Origin of the sequence: Flavobacterium sp. N2550, assembly GCF_025947265.1 — a bacterium.
Lineage (GTDB): Bacteria > Bacteroidota > Bacteroidia > Flavobacteriales > Flavobacteriaceae > Flavobacterium > Flavobacterium endophyticum.
Genome location: NZ_CP110007.1, coordinates 159997 through 179213 on the forward strand (window position 1 = coordinate 159997; position 19217 = coordinate 179213).

The following is a 19217-nucleotide window of genomic DNA, read 5'->3' on the forward strand; positions in this document are numbered from 1 at the left end:
TATAACATTAGTCTAAGGATGTGTTAAAAAAAATATAGGCTCGCCTGTTATATTATGTTTTTCCTTTGTGCCTTCCACCATCTTTCCGGGATTTCGTTGGCACAAGCACCTAGATAATCCTCATAAGTGCAAGGTAATAACGTATTTCTTTTTAATTTATTATTAACATTTGAAATAAAAGGTATTTCTATCCACCAACGCTCTGTTTTGTGGCTTTTAAAGAAAACCAATTCTTCATCTTCTAAAGGAACAATGTATTTTAAATAATTATCTCGACTTCCGAACGGATATTCATTCGAACGATAATGGAAACCTTCAATAAAATACCATATGATTTGTGCTATCAGGACTGCTTCTTGCTTCGAATTATTATGATTAAAAATGCCAAATATTGAAACTTTATCGCTTATTCCTGCATATCTTGATAAAGAACATATCTCTTTACCATTAAAACCGTTGGGTGTAAAAGTAATAAAATTACCGGAATCAGAAGATTTTACGGATGTTAAATCTACGCTCACAATATCTGCATCTCTAAAAACGGGTTCTGCAATCGAAATAGTATTGGAAACTTCGCCTAAACGGTAGGCATCGAAAAATAATTTTTCGACCAAATCAATTTCTTCTTGAGAGTTATAATAAGTCTGGAAGCCCAGATTGCTATAATTAAAAAGATTATTTGGCTCTTCAACAATCATCTTCGTAAGATAAGAATTTGCAGAAAGAGGCTTGTCGGCCGCTCCAAAATCAAACTTGCTGTCAATTGAAACGACATTCACCATCTGCTCCAATTCATCATACGCTCTATACAAAGAATACGTCAGATCTTGGGAACCTCCGATTACTATCGGGATGATCTTATTTTTAAGCAATGAAGCAACAACTTTTTTAAGAGCGAAATAGGTATCTTCTACTTCGTTACCTGCCAAGATATTTCCTAAATCTGCAATGGATGCTTCCCAGTTTCCAGGGAATAGCCCGTACAATTCTTTACGAATATAGGATAGTTTGGTATTTTCAATTTCAATATGGGCACCACGATTTTCTTTTACACCTATGATCGCTAGCCTGATTTTGCTCAAATCTGGAAAATCTTCACTCGTATGCAACACGACCTTGCTCCCTAGATTTTGGGAAGACAATCCGTTTATAAATTCAAGGATTTCATCATCTAAGGGCGATAGAAAATCAAATTCCATATATTATTTCTTTTTTACTGTAGTTTTTTTAGCCGCTGGCTTTTTAGCTGCCGTAGTTTTCTTTGCCGCTGTTTTCTTCGCAGGTGCTTTTTTCTCAATCATCTCTTGAACATCAGCAAGCGTCAATTTCGTCGCATCGACATCTTTGCTCAATTCAATCTTGATTTTTCCTTTGGTGATAACTGAACGTCCCCAGCGCGCTTTTTCAACTCGGATTCCTTCTTCTTCCCAATTGTAAATGACTTTGTCAATTTCTTTCTGAAGTTTGTCTTCAATCAATTCTGTAATATCAGATTGTGAAAGGTTGTCGAAATTATACTTTTTGCTGACATTGATAAACATTCCGTTCCATTTGATAAATGGACCAAAACGACCGACTCCTTTTTGTACCGGCTCATTTTTATAAGTCCCGATCGGAGCATCGGCTTGTTCTTTTTCGGCAATCAATTCTTTAGCACGATCAAAAGTGACATCCAACGGATCTTCACCTTTTGGAAGGGAAATGAACATTTTTCCGAAACGAACATACGGTCCAAAACGCCCATTGTTCACCTCTACTTCTTCTCCTTTGTGCGTTCCTAAGTTTTTAGGAAGCAAGAACAGATTCAGTGCTTCTTCCAAAGTGATATTTCCGATATTTTGATCTGCCATTAGGCTCGCAAATTGCTTGTCTTCGTCATCTGGCTCGCCAATCTGCGCCATCGGCCCAAATTTGCCCAAACGAACGCTTACTGGTTTTCCAGTTTTTGGATCTTTCCCTAAAATTCTTTCTCCGGATTCTCTTTCTGCATTGGCCTCGACGTCTTTTACATTAGGATGAAACTGGTCGTAGAACTCTTGCATCATTTTAGCCCAGTTTACGTTTCCTTCAGCAATTTCGTCAAAATCTTGCTCGACTTTTGCCGTGAAGTTATAGTCTAATATTCGTTCGAAATTTTTTACCAAAAAGTCAGTTACGATTACACCGATATCGGTAGGAACTAATTTTCCTTTATCGGAACCTGTGTTTTCTTTAAGCAATTTCTCGTCTAGCTTTCCAGATTTCAGAGTTAATTGCGTATAGTTTCTTTCTTGTCCGTCAAGATTTCCTTTCTCGACATAATTTCTATTGATGATAGTAGAAATTGTCGGAGCATACGTCGACGGACGGCCGATTCCTAATTCTTCTAATTTTTTCACCAGAGAAGCTTCGGTATATCTCGCCGGCGGTCTTGAATAACGTTCGGTTGCCGTGATATAATTATTTTGAAGCTTTTCATTCACCTTCAACGCTGGCAACATTCCTTCTTGTTCTTCGTCTTCATCATCATGTCCTTCCAAATATACTTTCAAGAAACCTTCAAAAAGCAAGACTTCTCCTGTTGCCGTAAATAATTCTTGGTGATTGTTAGCTTCAATTTTCACATTGGTTCTTTCCAATTCCGCATCGCTCATCTGAGAAGCCAGAGTCCTTTTCCAAATCAAATCATAAAGACGGGCTTGGTCTCTGTCGATATTCACGGTGTGACGAGACATATCTGTCGGACGGATAGCTTCGTGGGCTTCTTGCGCTCCCTTGCTCTTGTTGGCAAAAGTTCTAGGTTTTGAGAATTCCTTCCCATATGATTTTATAATTTCTGCCTGAGCCGCATTCATAGCTTCATTCGAAAGATTTACGCTGTCGGTTCTCATATAAGTAATAAGTCCCGCTTCGTATAATCTTTGTGCCAATTGCATCGTGATTCCAACCGGAAGGTATAATTTTCTTGCCGCTTCTTGTTGCAACGTTGAAGTTGTAAAAGGCGCTGCAGGTGTTTTTTTCGTAGGCTTGGTTTCTAAATCCGACACCTTATATATAGAACCGATATTTTTGCTTAAAAAATCTTCGGCTTCTTTTTTTGTATTGAAGTTTTTTGGAAGTTTCGCTTTAAATGTCTTTCCAGCTTCGTTAGAAAATTCTGCAACCACAGAATAAGAAGCAACAGCTTTAAAGTTTTGGATTTCTCTTTCTCTTTCCACAATCAGCCTTACTGAAACCGACTGGACTCTTCCGGCAGAAAGGCCTCCTTTAATTTTTCTCCATAAAACCGGCGAAAGTTCATAACCTACCAATCTGTCTAAAACTCTCCTCGCCTGTTGCGCATTTACCAAATCGTAATTAATTCCTCTTGGATTGTCAATCGCTTTTAATATGGCCGTTTTTGTAATTTCATGGAAAACGATTCTTTTTGTCTTGGCAGGCTCTAACTTTAATTCTTCGGACAAATGCCACGAAATTGCTTCTCCTTCACGGTCCTCATCACTCGCCAGCCAAACCATATCGGCTTTTTTAGAAAGATCTTTGAGCTTTTTAACCAACGCTTTTTTATCTGGAGAAACTTCATACTTTGGCTTGAAGCCGTTTTCTACATCTACTCCTATTTCTTTGGAAGGTAAGTCTGCAATGTGTCCATAACTGGATTCTACTTGATAGTCGCTTCCTAAAAATTTTTCTATGGTTTTTGCCTTTGCAGGCGACTCAACGATCACTAAATTCTTTGCCATAATGCTTTTGTTTGTGTCGCAAAAGTATATGAATTTTTTAAATATTGCGTTTCAGAAAAATTTAAAAGTAAATTCACATCATAGAAAAACCTATTTCAAAAAAAACAAATAACTGATTTTAAACCATTTATTTACATAAAAAAGCACTTTATAATTATTTTAGGTCTAAATACCAAAAGCTTTTCGATTCCTATTACACTACCTATTTCTTAATCATTTTGTAAGAAATGCTTTTTAAGTTAATTCGTTAAACAATCTTTTATTTTTTTCTTTATTCTGTTAAACATTGCAACTTGATAGCAGACTTTCATTTCTTATTTATAAATTTAGACCTATATAAGACAAGATTTTTCCTACTCAAAATCTAAAATAATTTAATAAAAAAAGAAAAATAGCGTGATTTCAGTCCTCAAAAAATACCTAGAACGCAATCGGCATGGCCATGTAGTGGAGGAATTTAAAGATCTTCATCTTTCTCATCCGAATTATCCAAGCTTGTATTCAATAACCGACACCTTAGATGTTTTGGGAATTGAAAACATGGCGGCAAATGTGCCAAAAAATCAGCTTGAAAATCTGCCGGATTCCTTTATTGCTTCCATAAAAAGTGAGACGATAGAAGGTTTTGTATTTGTCAGCAAAAACAGCGATATCATTACCTATGAAACAGAAAGCGACGAAAAGCACTCTCTTCCTATCGACGAATTCAGAAACTTATGGGATGGCTTGATTTTGGCGGTCGAAAAAAACGAAAAAGCAACCGATCTCAAAAAATCGAATCTGATATTACCTATTTCATTTGGCTTATTAGTTTTGATTTTTCTAGTTTCAATTTTTACTTATGGCTTCGAAATCTATGGTTTGATTTTCCGAGCCTTGTCCTTAGTCGGATTGTTTGTTAGTATTTTTATACTTCAAGAAAAGAATGAGGAAGCTAACGAACTCGTATCCAAAATATGCAGCTTTAGTGCGAATACTTCTTGCGACTCGGTTATAAAGTCAAAAAATAGCCAGATTACAAAATGGCTGAGCTTTACAGATCTGCCGATTTTATTCTTCTCTATAAATTTCATGGCGGTTTCACTAGGCAATTCTTCTTTCGGAATCATCGGACTGCTTAGTATTTTGTCTGTACCTGTCTGTCTCTATTCTATTTACCTTCAAAAAGCCACGCTCAAAAAGTGGTGCATCCTCTGCTTGGTTATTTCTTCTTTGGTTATTGGGCAGTCACTATTATATGCCTTCAATATAGATTTCTTAGGCATCCATTTAACTGCAGTCATCCAATATTCTATCATAGCCGCAATTTGCACATCTATTTGGTTTTACACGAAAAAAATCATGGAAGAGCGCAAAGATTTAGCCAATAGAAATATGGATCTTTTCCGCTTTAAGAGAAATTTCAGCCTATTTGATTTCCTTTCCTCAGAAGTCAAAGAACAGGATGAATTGATAGCATTAAAGCCAATCAGTATAGGAAATCCTAACGCAGCTTTGACCTTGCGATTATTTCTCAGCCCTAGCTGCGGGCATTGCCATACTGCTTATAAAAAAGGAAAAGAATTTGCCGAGATGTATCCAGAAAAAGTAAAATTGGCTGTCTATTTCAATCTAAATATCGATAATTTGGACAATCCTTATTTGGAAGTCGCTAGGAATTTGTTGGAGATTCATTTTAGCGGAGGCAACATTTTTGAAGCTATCGAAGACTGGCATGTATTGAATCTGGGACTTGAGAATTGGCTAAAAAAATGGAAACAGCAGACAATCAGCACGGAAGCCGAAATGGAACTAAACAATCAATATCAGTGGTGTGTAAAAAATGAATTTAATTATACTCCTGTAAAAATAATAGATTATAAATTATTGCCTAGAGACTATGAAATTGACGAGATAAAATATTTTCTGTCTGAACTAGAAGATCAAAAATCAGAAAAAAACCAGTAGAAAAGTGAAACAATACTCTGGCGCAAAACGCGCATAGGCACGATTAATTAAACTACTGATTTCCAAAAACAAAGAACTATGTTAATTCATTCAAAATAAGTTTGTAATCCATTTTTTAATTGTAATTTAACACGATAAATATTACTTATTTTATATTCTAGATTCAAAGTACTAAAAATATTGTTGCAACGATAGTCAGATCCTCAACTGACTTTAAATGCTTGAGCCAATCAATTTTTAATCTTTATTTTTATGTTAAAAGACATTTTAAATCTAAATGGTGTTCAAAAATTAGACAAACAACAACAAAAAGACACCGTAGGTGGGGATCTTGGTCCTATCCTACAAAATTGCTCTTATGACAATTATAGCGCAGCATTGTATGGATGTCCAGTACAACCTAACAATGGTTCTTGGCAACAAGCTACCTGCCACTATGTTTGCGTTCCTGGCGGTCGTTGGGTAAGACAATAATTCATTTTCTTATAAAACTTAAGATTGGATAAAACCGATCTTAAGTTTTTTTGGTTTAACCTTCCCTCTTTATCATACATCTAATATCATATATCTAAAATACCCCAATAGAGTCACTTCAGTCTTATCAAAGTTTTCTGCAAATTAAATACAACACTCCTACAGATATGATTTATTAAGAAAAAAGTATATCTTGTAAATAATTTATCCCACGCTATATATCCTAAAAAAATAAGAAATATATTTGACTAATATTCTGAAAATTAATGCAGAAATTTCCATTTTTTAAACAAGCAGACCAAAAAGACTGCGGCCCGACCTGCTTAAAAATTATTGCCAAATACCATGGCAAAAACATCAACATACAAAAGCTACGAAGCCTTAGCGAAACCACGCGCGAAGGAAGCAATCTGCTATCGTTGAGCGAAGCAGCCGAAAAAATTGGATTCCGAACATTAGGTGTAAAATTAAGCTTAGAAAAACTGGAAGAAGCACCGCTTCCTTGTATCCTGCATTGGAACAATAATCATTATATCGTATTGTACAAAATCAAAAGAGGAACTTATTATGTGTCAGATCCTGCTTTTGGGTTGCTTCAATACGGCAAAGAAGAATTCTTAAAATTATGGATTGGAAACAACGCGACCGAAGCCACAGAAGAAGGCATTGCCCTTCTTTTTGACACGACGCCAAAATTCTACCAGAACGAATTTGAGAAAGACACCAAGAATGTTTTTGGCTTTGGATTGCTTACCAGATACATACTGCGGTACAAATCTTTTATCATACAGCTAAGTATCGGGCTTTTAGCGAGCAGCTTACTGCAACTGATTTTTCCTTTTCTTACGCAAAGTATTGTAGATATTGGGATACAGAATCAGAATATTCATTTTGTATACTTAATTCTTTTCGCCCAATTATTTCTGTTTGTAGGAAAAACTGCTCTCGAACTTATCAGAAGCTGGATATTACTCCATCTTTCAGTAAGAATCAACATTTCGCTGATTTCAGATTTCTTCATCAAGCTTATGAATCTCCCTATTTCCTTTTTTGATGTGCGAATGACAGGAGATATCATGCAACGCATCAACGACCATCACAGAATTGAGAGAATACTTACGACTTCTTCGCTAGATGTGCTGTTTTCTATGATCAATATGATTATCATGGGAGGCGTCCTAGCCTATTATAACCTGAAAATATTTCTTGTCTTTTTTGCAGGAAGCTTACTTTATTTCCTTTGGATCATCTTATTTCTTAAACGAAGAGAAGCCTTAGATTATAAACGCTTTTCAGAAGTAAGCCAAGAACAAAGCAAAGTCATCGAGCTTATCAATGGCATGCAGGAGATCAAGCTTCACAATGCCGAAAAACAAAAACGTTGGGGCTGGGAATACATTCAGGCTCGTCTTTTCAAAGTTTCCATGAAAGGATTGGTACTCGAGCAGACCCAAAATATTGGATCGTCGACTATCAACCAACTTAAAAATATTTTCATTATTTTCTTATCAGCCAAGCTGGTGATCGACGGCGAACTGACACTAGGTATGATGATGGCAATTACAAGTATCGTCGGAAGCCTAGACGGCCCTATCACGCAATTGATCGGGTTTATTCGTGAAGTGCAAGATGCTAAAATATCGCTATCGCGACTGTCTGAAATTCATGAGAAAGAAGACGAAAGCCAGCAGGAAGAAAATCAGACACACGATTTCCCTCTAGATTCGGATATCGTATTAAAAGACGTAAGTTTCAGGTATGTTGGTTCGGATGTACTGGTCCTTGAAAATCTTAACCTTATCATTCCCGCAAATAAAGTGACGGCCATTGTCGGCACCAGCGGAAGTGGCAAAACAACACTTATGAAATTGCTGTTGAAATTTTACGAAAGCAATAAAGGAGAAATTTCTATCGGAAATACCTTGCTTAAAAATATTGCCCAGAAAACATGGAGAGCAAATATCGGAGCTGTCATGCAAGAAGGCTATATTTTCAACGATACCATTGCAAATAATATCGCCATTGGAGCAGACATTATTGACAAAGACCGCCTTGTCTATGCCGCTGATGTGGCAAACATCAAAGAATATATTTCTGGATTACCTTTGGGATACAATACGAAAATCGGAATGGAAGGCATCGGGATGAGCACCGGACAGAAACAGCGCCTTTTGATAGCAAGAGCTGTCTATAAAAATCCTGAGATGCTGTTTTTTGACGAAGCTACGTCAGCCCTTGATGCCAATAACGAAAAGGAAATCATGGAAAAATTGGACGTTTTCTTTAAAAACAAGACAGTCGTTGTTATTGCACACCGTTTGAGCACCGTCATGAACGCCGACCAAATCGTAGTACTCGATAACGGAAAAATTATCGAGCAGGGCAATCATGAAGCACTAGTAAAACTAAAAGGAAGCTATTACCAGCTGGTCAAGAACCAACTGCAACTCGGAAAATAATATGCCAGACAACAAACACATAGAGCTAAGAAGCGAAGAAGTTCAAGATATTTTGACGAAAGTGCCGCATTGGATGATCCGATGGGGAAATGTAGTCGTATTAACTGTGCTTTTGTCCCTATTTCTCATGTCATGGATTATAAAATATCCGGATATCGTTACGACAGAAATTACCATAACTACACAGATTCCGCCGCAAAAACTCATTACCAAAAGCTCAGGAAGGATCGAAAAGATTTTTGTTAAAAATAGAGAAAATGTTTCTGAAAATACAGCATTGGCCGTTATTGAAAATTCGGCAAGATATCAAGACGTTTTCAAGCTCAAAAGCATAATCGACACTTTAAAAATCGACAAAAACTTCATCAAATTCCCTTTTGAATCGCTTCCTACCATGCAATTAGGAGAAGTCGAAGGTCCTTTCGCCCTATTTGAAAAAGATTTCATCGCTTACAGCCTTAATCGCGACCTGCAGCCTTATAAAGTGGAAGGCGCCGCGCAAAGCTATGAAGTAATCGAAATCAAGGAAAGACTGAATCTGTTACAGCAACAGAAGCAAATAAGCGAAACCGAAATACAGCTCAAGAAAAAAGAACTTGAGCGTTATAAAAAACTACACGAAAAAGGCATCATTTCTACTCAAGAATGGGAAACCAAAAGCTTGAATTATCTTCAAACCGAAAAAGAATTAAGAAGCCTAAGCTCTTCCATTTCACAGATGAAATCTTCTTTAAACGACCTAAACAAAAGCAGCAAGTCGACAAAAATCAACGAGACTAAAGACGATGTGAGCCTTTTCCGAAATGCCATACAATCCTACAACCAGCTGAAAAAAGCAATTGCCGACTGGGAATTGGCGTATGTACTCCGATCTTCAATCGCAGGCGAAGTTTCTTTCATGCAAATATGGACAGAAAACCAAACCATTACGGCAGGCGATAATGTTTTCTCGATCATTCCAAAAGAAGTTGACAATTATATCGGAAAAATCAAAGCCAAAGCCCAAAATTCAGGAAAAATCAAAGTCGGACAAAACGTAAATATCCGCTTGGCAAATTATCCCGATAGAGAATTTGGAGTCATCAGAGGAAAAATTCAATCCATTTCACTAACTCCTGACAAAGACGGCAACTTGCTTATCGATGTTTCCTTGCCTAACAAGCTGGAAACTTCCTATCAGAAAAAAATTGCTTTCCAGCAAGAAATGAGCGGAACTGCCGACATTGTAACCCAAGATTTAAGACTGATTGAAAGGTTGCTCTATCAATTCAGAGACTTATTCAAAAGATCCTGACAAATAGCAAGAAAAGATTCCAAAAACATTGTTAAATCTAAGTCTGACATCTTGTCATATTGCTTCAAATAATTGTATCTTTGCAAACTGATTAAATTCCTCTTTAGGAGACTATGGAAAAGACAATAGAAGAAAGCAAACAGGGCGAAAGTCTTGTTCTAGAACATAAAACGGAAAACACAAAAAAACTTTTTATCGAAAGTTATGGCTGTGCAATGAATTTCTCAGATAGTGAAATTGTCGCTTCCATTCTTTCAGAAAATGGCTTTAATACTACCCAAATTTTAGAAGAAGCCGATTTGGTTTTAGTAAACACTTGCTCTATCCGAGATAAAGCCGAACAAACTGTACGCAAAAGACTCGAAAAATACAATGCCGTAAAACGCACCGTCAATCCAAAGATGAAAGTCGGCGTGTTGGGCTGTATGGCAGAACGACTAAAAAGCCAGTTCCTTGAAGAAGAAAAAATCGTGGATTTGGTTGTTGGTCCAGATGCCTACAAAGATTTGCCAAACCTATTGCAAGAAGTAGAGGCTGGAAATGATGCCATCAACGTTATCCTTTCTAAAGACGAAACCTATGGCGATATTTCTCCTGTTCGTCTTCAAAGCAACGGTGTTACGGCGTTTGTTTCCATAACACGCGGATGCGACAACATGTGTACTTTCTGCGTAGTTCCTTTTACACGCGGCCGTGAAAGAAGCCGCGAACCTCAAAGCATCATGGAAGAAATCACTGACTTGTCGAACAAAGGCTTTAAGGAAATTACGCTTTTAGGACAAAATGTTGATAGTTATTTGTGGTATGGCGGAGGGCTGAAAAAAGATTTTGAAAAAGCCAGCGAATTCCAAAAAGCAACTGCCGTAGATTTTGCCCAGCTATTAGAAATGGTAGCGTCAGGTTTTCCAAAAATGCGAATCCGTTTTTCAACATCGAACCCGCAAGACATGCACGAAAGCGCTTTGCATATAATTGCCAAATATCCAAATATTTGCAAGCATATTCATTTGCCGGTACAATCAGGAAGCGACAGGATTTTGGCCGCGATGAACCGCCTTCACACCAGAGAAGAATATTTCAGATTGATTGACACTATCAGAAAAACAATACCAGGCTGTAGCATTACCCAAGACATGATTTCTGGATTTCCTACAGAAACCGAACAAGACCATCAAGATACGTTAAGCCTGATGGAATATGTACAATATAGTTTCGGATATATGTATGCGTATTCGGAACGTCCAGGGACACTCGCAGGAAGAAAAATGGAAGATGATGTACCCGAAGAAACAAAAATGAGAAGGCTTCAGGAAATCGTTGATCTTCAAAGAAAACACAGTGCTTTCAGGACTCAAGAATTTGTTGGAAAAACAGTGGAAGTTTTAATCGAAAAAACATCTAAAAAATCTGAAGAGCAATTTTCAGGAAGAAATTCACAAAGCATTACCGTAGTTTTTCCAAGAGAGAACTATAAAATCGGTGATTTCGTAAATGTAAAAATCAACAGCTGTACGAGCGGCACCTTGATTGGTGAAGCCGTGGGATATAGCGACATGAATTAAAAATATAAAATTCATCATTTAAAATAATTTAAATGGAATCAGTTCAAGCCATAAAACAACGATTTGAAATCATCGGAAATGATCCGAAACTCAATCGTGCGATAGAAAAAGCAATTCAAGTTGCACCGACAGACATTTCTGTTTTAGTTGCAGGAGAAAGCGGTGTCGGAAAAGAAAGCATCCCAAAAATAATCCACTCGCTTTCACACAGAAAGCATGGAAAATATATTGCCGTAAACTGCGGCGCCATTCCAGAAGGAACCATTGACAGTGAACTATTCGGGCACGAAAAAGGCGCATTTACGGGAGCGACATCTACCCGTGAAGGTTATTTTGAAGTAGCTGACGGCGGTACTATCTTTTTGGATGAAGTCGGAGAATTGCCTTTAACAACACAAGTACGACTGCTTCGTGTTTTAGAAAACGGCGAATTCATAAAAGTAGGCTCTTCTCAAGTCCAAAAAACCGATGTCCGAATTGTAGCTGCCACCAACGTCAACATGTTCGATGCGATTGAAAAAGGAAAATTCAGGGAAGATCTTTATTATAGGCTGAGTACTGTCGATATCACGCTTCCTCCATTAAGAGAAAGAAAAGACGACATCCACTTGTTATTCAGAAAATTTGCTTCTGATTTTGCCCATAAATACAAAATGCCTCCGATCAAGTTAGACGACAATGCAGTTCATTTCTTGTTGCAATTCCGCTGGAGCGGAAATATCCGACAGCTTCGAAACGTGGCAGAACAGATTTCGGTTTTGGAAACCAATAGAGATATTTCTGCCGCAACCTTGCAATCGTATCTTCCGGCCGAAGGAAGCCAGCTTCCCTCAGTGATAAAAGACAAAAAAAGTGAAAGCGATTTCAGCAACGAAAGAGAAATTCTGTACAAAGTGCTTTTTGACATGAAAAGCGACCTTAACGATTTAAAAAAGCTGACCTTAGAATTAATGCAGAATGGCAATGCTAAAGTTCAGGAAAACAACAAGAATCTGATTCAGAAAATTTACGGAAGCAATCCGTCTGACAGCGAAATTTCTTTTGAAGAACAGCCTAATGTAGCCCTGATTACCAAGCCTAAAGCTGAAGAACATTTTGAAGAAAACGACGACAACTTTACATTTGCAGAAACCGTCGAAGAAGAAGAAATCTTAAAACTCGAAGAAAAAGAAATCGAGCTTATCAAAAAATCTTTAGAAAAAAACAAAGGAAAAAGAAAAGCAGCGGCTGACGAACTTGGGATTTCAGAAAGAACGTTATATAGAAAAATCAAACAGTTCGATTTGTAAAAACTGCTATATTTGACAAAATAAATTATGAAATACATTAAATATATAATTCTTCCGGTCTTGTTTTTTGCCTTCAATAGCTGTTCGGTATATAATTTTACTGGAGCAAAACCTATAGATGCCAAAACCTTTCAAGTGAATTTTTTCCAGAACAATGCAGAGCTTATCGAACCTGGAATAGAACGTACTTTTACGCAGACTTTGCAAAATCTTATTCAAAATCAGACCAACCTCAGTTTGACAAATTCAGGCGGAGATTTAGTCTATGAAGGTGAAATTGTAGATTATAGAGTTTCGCCAATGACGGCAACAGCAGACCAAAAAGCGGCCCAAAACAGATTAACAATTTCTGTAATGGTACGTTTCACCAATAAAAACAAAGAAGAAGACGATTTTGAAAAACGATTTTCTTTCTTCTATGATTACCCAGGAACCAACCAGCTTGTTGGATCGCAACTGACAACCGCCTTGGATGTGATTTTTGAAAGAATTACACAAGACATATTCAATGCGTCTTTAGCAAAATGGTAAACAAAAACCGTTTCTAAAACATTTAAAAATTGAACCTAACGGAATTTACATCTTTGTTGAGCAACCCAAATGCTGTCAGTGAACGGCAGGTATTTGCTTTGGAAAAAATAGTGGAAGAATTTCCCTATTTCCAAAGCGCTCGAGCATTACGCCTAAAAGGATTGTACAACCAGGACAGTTTTAAATACAACGGAGAACTAAAAGTCACTGCTGCTCATACTACAGACAGAAGTGTCTTATTCGAATTCATCACTTCTGAAAATTTCATGGCTATCAACAAAGCTTTTTTTGAAGAAAAAGAAGCTCGCATTAATGAAATCAAGGTGAATGAAATTGAGATTCTTCGTCCAGAAATTGAAATAGAAGAACCGATCGCAAAAATCGACCCGCTAGAACAATCGATGCTTGCCTCTATTCGCGAAGCCGCTGCCTCTCAGCCGCAACGCGAAGAAGAAAATATCCTTGAAACCCAGCAAGAAGAATTAAAAACGGAAATAGAAATTCCAGCAGAAACAATCGAAGAAAAACTAGAAATAGGAAAACCGCTAGATTTTTCAAAGGAAGAAAAACATTCTTTCCAAGAGTGGCTCCAGCTGTCAAGTTTCAAGCCTATTGAAAGAGAAGAAATAACTGCTGCTACAGAAAAACCAGAAGAAGTTTCAGAAATCGATCAAGAGAAAAAGAAGAAATTAGAAATTATCGACAAATTTATTGAGGCAAATCCGAAAATTTCTCCTGTCAAGAACACCTCTCCTATTTCATTGGTTTCGGAGCGAAATTCACAAGATAATTCCTATCTGATGACCGAAACTTTGGCCAAAGTTTATCTCGAACAGAAAAAATATCAGAAAGCAATTCAAGCTTATGAAATATTAATTTTGAAATATCCAGAAAAAAGTCATTTCTTTGCAGACCGAATTTTGGATATTAAGACATTACAACAAAATAACAATAATTAAACAATGAGCACATTTACAATTTTTTTGGTTTTAATCACAATCGTTTGCTTTCTACTAATCGTAGTTATTATGGTACAAAACCCTAAAGGTGGCGGTTTGTCATCTACACTAGGTGGTGGCGGACAAATGGGCGGAGTTCAAAAAACTACAGATTTCCTAGATAAAAGTACTTGGACGTTGGCAACTTTGCTAATCGTTTTGATTTTATTATCAAGCTTGAGTTTTACAGGAACTTTTGGTGACAGTTCATTAAAAACAATCGACCAAAATGCTGCTCCAGCTCCAAAAACAGCTCCTGCAGCAAAAACACCTGTGACTGAAGCTCCTGCAGCTACAACAGCACAGCCTGCAGCACAAGACACAGCAAAATAATTTCTTTTGAAAATAGATCCGAAATGCCAACATCTGACGTGTTGGCATTTTTTTTTGATCAAAATGGCATAAATAGCGATTGGCATAATTTCTGACTACTAGAAGAAAACTTTAAAAACACATATAAATATAAATTTTATAATTATGGCTTTAAACATTAAACCTCTTTCAGACCGTGTATTGGTTGAACCGGTTGCAGCAGAAACAAAAACTGCATCTGGAATTTTTATTCCTGACACAGCAAAAGAAAAACCTCAAAAAGGAACCGTTGTAGCTGTAGGAAACGGAACAAAAGACCACGATATGACTGTAAAAGTTGGCGATTCTGTCCTTTATGGAAAATATGCAGGAACAGAACTAAAATTGGAAGGAAAAGATTACTTGATTATGAGAGAAGACGACATTCTTGCGATAATCTAAAAACTTTAAAAATTCTTTCAAACAAATAAATTAAGACAAAAATGGCAAAAGAAATAAAATTTGATATTGAAGCACGTGACGGTTTAAAACGTGGTGTTGATGCATTGGCTAATGCAGTAAAAGTAACTTTAGGACCAAAAGGTCGTAATGTAATTATTGGGAAATCTTTCGGCGGACCAACAGTTACAAAAGATGGTGTTTCTGTAGCAAAAGAAATCGAACTTCAGGATACACTAGAAAACATGGGAGCGCAAATGGTAAAAGAAGTCGCTTCAAAAACCAACGATTTAGCGGGTGACGGAACTACAACTGCAACTGTTTTAGCTCAAGCTATCGTAAAAGAAGGCTTGAAAAACGTTGCTGCAGGTGCAAATCCGATGGACTTGAAAAGAGGTATCGATAAAGCCGTAGAAGCTATAGTTGCCGACTTAGCAAAACAAGCTACAGAAGTTGGAACAAACACGGACAAAATCAAACAAGTAGCTTCTATTTCAGCAAATAACGATGACGTAATCGGCGAGCTGATTGCTACAGCATTTGGAAAAGTTGGAAAAGAAGGTGTAATTACTGTTGAAGAAGCAAAAGGAACTGATACGTATGTTGATGTTGTAGAAGGAATGCAGTTTGACAGAGGTTATCTTTCTCCTTATTTCGTTACCAATTCTGAGAAAATGGAAGCGGAATTAGAAAATCCTTATATCTTATTATACGATAAAAAAGTTTCTTCATTGAAGGAACTACTTCCAATTTTGGAACCAGTAGCTCAATCAGGAAAACCATTGTTGATTATTGCTGAAGATGTTGACGGAGAAGCTTTATCAACTTTAGTGGTAAACAAATTAAGAGGTGCTTTGAAAATTGCTGCCGTGAAAGCTCCAGGTTTTGGAGACAGAAGAAAAGCGTTATTAGAAGACATCGCAATCTTGACTGGCGGTACTGTAATAGCTGAAGAGCAAGGATATACTCTAGAAAACGCTACGCTTGAAATGCTTGGAACAGCAAAAAGAGTGACTATCAATAAAGACAATACGACATTGGTTAGTGGTGCTGGCGAAATCGATTTGATCAAAAATCGCGTGAACCAAATCAAAGGTCAGATGGAAACTACAACTTCTGACTATGACAGAGAAAAATTGCAAGAGCGTTTGGCTAAATTAGCTGGCGGTGTTGCTGTTCTTTATGTTGGAGCCGCTTCAGAAGTAGAGATGAAAGAGAAAAAAGACAGAGTTGACGATGCTTTGCATGCGACTCGTGCTGCTGTTGAAGAAGGAATCGTTGCCGGTGGCGGCGTTGCTCTTTTGAGAGCTAAAAACGTATTGAAAGACATTAAAGCAGACAATGCAGACGAAGCTACAGGAATCCAAATCGTTTCTCGTGCAGTAGAATCTCCATTAAGAACAATTGTAGAAAATGCAGGTCTTGAAGGTTCTGTCGTGGTGGCTAAAGTTGCCGAAGGTTCTGGAGATTTTGGATATAATGCTAAAACAGACGAATATGTTGACATGTTAAAAGCCGGAATCATCGACCCTAAAAAAGTAACTCGTGTCGCTTTAGAAAATGCAGCTTCTGTGGCAGGAATGATCTTGACTACAGAATGTGCTTTGGTAGAAATCAAAGAAGAAAATGCAGGCGGAAGTCCAATGGGCGGCGGTATGCCAGGAATGATGTAAGACTCATTTTCATAAATTTTATTTTAGAGGACGTTCAATTGAACGTCCTTTTTTATTTTTATATAATTAACAAAATGTACGATTTTATACATATATTGCAATAAATTATATTACTTATTATGCAGCACACATTACTTCGCCTCTATATAGTATTGTTTTTTTCTTTAGCCATATCTATTTCTTATTCACAGGAAACTAGTCCTCAAAAAGATTCTATTTCAAAAAAAATTGAAGATTATTTCTTTTTAGAGCGAGAAAATATTCACCTCCATTTTAGCAAAACTACTTTTTTTACAGGAGAAAAAATCTGGCTGAAAGGCTATGTGTATCATCGAAAAAAAAGCGCTCCTTTTTTTACTACAACAAATGTAAATGCCTCTCTTTATAATGAAAAGGGAGACAAAATCGAAGACAAGCTTTTTTATTCCAAAAATGGAAGTTTCATTGGGAATTTCGAACTGGATGACGAGCTGCCCTCTGGAAAATATTATGTGCATGTCTTCACAAACTGGATGAAAAATTTCAAAGAAGATGAATCCTCAATCTATAAGATCAATATCATTAATAAAAATGATTCTTCCTATAGTAGAGACATAGCCGATTATTCTCAGGTAAATATCACCTTTTATCCCGAAGGCAGTAGTATAATAGAAGGTATAAAAAACAATATCGGCATCAAAGTTAGAGACTGTAATGGCAATATTTTATCAATCTCTGAAGGTGAATTAGTAAGCCCAACTGGCCAAATTCTACAAAAAATAAGTCTTAATAAATTTGGCTTAGGAAAATTTGAATTGGTACCTGATCTAAAAACATACAAAGTACGATTCGTTATTGACGACAAAAAAATTGAAGGAATCATTCCTGCAGCAAATCCTAAAGGAATCTCCTTAGATGCCAATAGTTATGCTCTTAAAGACAAGACCATCATAAAAATCAGGACTAATGCAGCCAGCATCGAAAACTATATCGGCAAACCCGTACTTATGGTTGTGCACCAAGATGACAAATCGGCTATTTTTGATGTGGACTTCAAGAATAAAAATCTAGAGCAGACTATTGCATTTACGAACGATATTCTTTTCCCTGGCGTCAATACAATCAGAATAATTGATTCAGAAAACAATCAGATTGCAGAAAGACTGGTGTTCAAATATCCGAAAGAAAATCTTAAGTTAGATTTTGAGAGCATCAAAAAGGAAAAAGATACCGCAGTAATCAAAAGCAGATTTAATTTTATAAATACAAATATCAGCATTTCTGTACTTCCTCAAGAATCGCTTGCCATTGATGAAGAAAATGATATCTATGGCGACTTTTTGTTAAACCCTTATTTTAATGAGAAGTCTGCTTATTCTAAATATTATTTTAACGAAATCACGCCGAAAAAAGCTTACGAACTAGACATATTGCTTCTAACGCAAGAATCGAGCAAATACAAATGGCAGGATATCAAAAATTCGGCACCGAAAACAGAATTTGATTTTGATTTTGGATTGACTCTCAAGGGAACGGTAAATCAAACTTTAAGCAATCCTAAAAATTTCAAGGTAAATATGCTTGCGTTGCAATACGGAATTAATGAGTCTACTACTATCAACGAGAAAAACGAATTTTATTTTAATAATCTAGTCTTAGAGGAGTCAGCATTCATAAACTTCAATTTGATAGATGAAAAAAACAGGTCAACGGTCTTTAAAGTTTATCCTCAGTTAGTAAATGGAAGAAGAGCTTTTAACAAAACACTGCAAATCAAAAACAAATTTTGCCCCGTAAAATCAGAATCTGTTGCAATAGAAATGCCAGAATTTGCTATCGGTTCGATTACGTTAGATGATGTGGAAATAAACAAAACCGTCAAAAAGAAGTTAAAACGTGGCTCCTCGCTTGCCAATAGCCACTTGATTGGATTCCAATTCACAGAAAAAAACAATCAGATGGATCTCTTGCAATTTATTCAGATACATGGTTTTGAGCTTGTGAACGATGTTATGGCTAGCACTATTCAAATTCTGTCTAGAACAAGAAACTCCTTTCGTGCGCAAAAACTTTCAGCATTAATATATGTCGATGATGTACAATTATTATCAAATGATATGTTATTAGGACTAAGAATGTCAGAAATCGATGAAATATATCTTAATCCGCATGCTATTGTTCCTTCAATGAAAGGCAATATGGGCGTGATAAAAATATACAGGAAAAATATCATGGATAGCACCGAGCCTTCAAAAAGCAAAGCGGTACCTTATATTGTCAAGCAAGGATTCTCCAAAAATGAAGCTTTCAAAAATATTTCATATACATCTACCGAAAGTGCAGGATTCCGAAATTTCGGATTAATGGATTGGATTCCGAATACCATTACCAATGAAACGAATAATTTTACATTCAAATTTCCGACATACGGACAAAAGAAGGCAAGGCTTCTTATTGAAGGGTTTTCGGCCGATGGAAAATTAATTTCAGAAATCAGGACAATTGATTTAGAATAAAAAAGAAAATCCGGAGCTTGCGT

General features: G+C 36.7%; 14 protein-coding genes. 12 read left to right on the forward strand and 2 right to left on the reverse strand.

All coding sequences use genetic code 11. The annotated features are described in order from the left end of the window. Positions 1 to 47: 47 nt before the first annotated feature. Positions 48 to 1199, reverse strand: a complete 1152-nt coding sequence (locus tag OLM56_RS00690) for a formimidoylglutamase (RefSeq protein ID WP_264527977.1) — start codon at positions 1197 to 1199, stop codon at positions 48 to 50. Positions 1200 to 1202: 3 nt separating this feature from the next. Next, entirely contained in the window at positions 1203 to 3722 is a 2520-nt protein-coding gene (topA, locus tag OLM56_RS00695) for a type I DNA topoisomerase (RefSeq protein ID WP_264527978.1), read from the reverse strand. A gap of 396 nt (positions 3723 to 4118) precedes the next feature. Here topA and OLM56_RS00700 point away from each other — a divergent pair, with 396 nt between their 5' ends. The 12 genes from OLM56_RS00700 (at position 4119) to OLM56_RS00755 (ending at position 19194) form a co-directional block, all read left to right on the forward strand. Continuing rightward, positions 4119 to 5669 (forward strand): vitamin K epoxide reductase family protein, encoded by a 1551-nt coding sequence (locus tag OLM56_RS00700; protein ID WP_264527979.1) that lies wholly within the window; start codon positions 4119 to 4121, stop codon positions 5667 to 5669. A gap of 252 nt (positions 5670 to 5921) precedes the next feature. Next, complete coding sequence (locus OLM56_RS00705; protein WP_182492721.1) at positions 5922 to 6143, forward strand: hypothetical protein; 222 nt, start codon at positions 5922 to 5924, stop codon at positions 6141 to 6143. A gap of 266 nt (positions 6144 to 6409) precedes the next feature. After that, on the forward strand, positions 6410 to 8602 hold the full coding sequence (locus OLM56_RS00710; protein WP_264527980.1) for a peptidase domain-containing ABC transporter: 2193 nt from the start codon (positions 6410 to 6412) through the stop codon (positions 8600 to 8602). Between the two features lies 1 nt (position 8603). Then, positions 8604 to 9896, forward strand: coding sequence for an HlyD family secretion protein (locus OLM56_RS00715; RefSeq protein WP_264527981.1), 1293 nt, complete (start codon positions 8604 to 8606; stop codon positions 9894 to 9896). Positions 9897 to 10009: 113 nt separating this feature from the next. Next, a complete protein-coding gene (gene miaB / locus OLM56_RS00720) occupies positions 10010 to 11458 on the forward strand; it encodes a tRNA (N6-isopentenyl adenosine(37)-C2)-methylthiotransferase MiaB (protein ID WP_264527982.1) in 1449 nt (482 codons plus the stop codon). A 32-nt stretch (positions 11459 to 11490) separates the two neighbouring features. Beyond that, entirely contained in the window at positions 11491 to 12747 is a 1257-nt protein-coding gene (locus OLM56_RS00725) for a sigma-54 interaction domain-containing protein (protein ID WP_264527983.1), read from the forward strand. A gap of 27 nt (positions 12748 to 12774) precedes the next feature. Beyond that, complete coding sequence (locus OLM56_RS00730; RefSeq protein WP_264527984.1) at positions 12775 to 13278, forward strand: LptE family protein; 504 nt, start codon at positions 12775 to 12777, stop codon at positions 13276 to 13278. Between the two features lie 29 nt (positions 13279 to 13307). Then, positions 13308 to 14237, forward strand: coding sequence for a tetratricopeptide repeat protein (locus OLM56_RS00735; RefSeq protein WP_264527985.1), 930 nt, complete (start codon positions 13308 to 13310; stop codon positions 14235 to 14237). 3 nt (positions 14238 to 14240) lie between these two features. Continuing rightward, positions 14241 to 14609: a preprotein translocase subunit SecG gene (gene secG, locus OLM56_RS00740; RefSeq protein WP_264527986.1), complete on the forward strand. Its 369-nt coding sequence runs from the start codon at positions 14241 to 14243 to the stop codon at positions 14607 to 14609. 144 nt (positions 14610 to 14753) lie between these two features. Then, positions 14754 to 15029, forward strand: a complete 276-nt coding sequence (groES, locus tag OLM56_RS00745) for a co-chaperone GroES (protein ID WP_182492727.1) — start codon at positions 14754 to 14756, stop codon at positions 15027 to 15029. Between the two features lie 41 nt (positions 15030 to 15070). Beyond that, positions 15071 to 16699: a chaperonin GroEL gene (groL, locus tag OLM56_RS00750; protein WP_182492729.1), complete on the forward strand. Its 1629-nt coding sequence runs from the start codon at positions 15071 to 15073 to the stop codon at positions 16697 to 16699. A gap of 119 nt (positions 16700 to 16818) precedes the next feature. Next, positions 16819 to 19194 (forward strand): ATP-binding protein, encoded by a 2376-nt coding sequence (locus OLM56_RS00755; protein ID WP_264527987.1) that lies wholly within the window; start codon positions 16819 to 16821, stop codon positions 19192 to 19194. The last annotated feature ends 23 nt before the right edge of the window (positions 19195 to 19217 follow it).

What these genes read in the sequence shown, in the direction of transcription:
- OLM56_RS00690 (WP_264527977.1), bottom strand. Translation starts at nt 1,199, where the DNA reads ATGGAATTTGATTTTCTATCGCCCTTAGATGATGAAATCCTTGAATTT.
- topA (WP_264527978.1), bottom strand. Translation starts at nt 3,722, where the DNA reads ATGGCAAAGAATTTAGTGATCGTTGAGTCGCCTGCAAAGGCAAAAACC.
- OLM56_RS00705 (WP_182492721.1), top strand. Translation starts at nt 5,922, where the DNA reads ATGTTAAAAGACATTTTAAATCTAAATGGTGTTCAAAAATTAGACAAA.
- OLM56_RS00710 (WP_264527980.1), top strand. Translation starts at nt 6,410, where the DNA reads ATGCAGAAATTTCCATTTTTTAAACAAGCAGACCAAAAAGACTGCGGC.
- OLM56_RS00715 (WP_264527981.1), top strand. Translation starts at nt 8,604, where the DNA reads ATGCCAGACAACAAACACATAGAGCTAAGAAGCGAAGAAGTTCAAGAT.
- miaB (WP_264527982.1), top strand. Translation starts at nt 10,010, where the DNA reads ATGGAAAAGACAATAGAAGAAAGCAAACAGGGCGAAAGTCTTGTTCTA.
- OLM56_RS00725 (WP_264527983.1), top strand. Translation starts at nt 11,491, where the DNA reads ATGGAATCAGTTCAAGCCATAAAACAACGATTTGAAATCATCGGAAAT.
- OLM56_RS00730 (WP_264527984.1), top strand. Translation starts at nt 12,775, where the DNA reads ATGAAATACATTAAATATATAATTCTTCCGGTCTTGTTTTTTGCCTTC.
- secG (WP_264527986.1), top strand. Translation starts at nt 14,241, where the DNA reads ATGAGCACATTTACAATTTTTTTGGTTTTAATCACAATCGTTTGCTTT.
- groES (WP_182492727.1), top strand. Translation starts at nt 14,754, where the DNA reads ATGGCTTTAAACATTAAACCTCTTTCAGACCGTGTATTGGTTGAACCG.
- groL (WP_182492729.1), top strand. Translation starts at nt 15,071, where the DNA reads ATGGCAAAAGAAATAAAATTTGATATTGAAGCACGTGACGGTTTAAAA.
- OLM56_RS00755 (WP_264527987.1), top strand. Translation starts at nt 16,819, where the DNA reads ATGCAGCACACATTACTTCGCCTCTATATAGTATTGTTTTTTTCTTTA.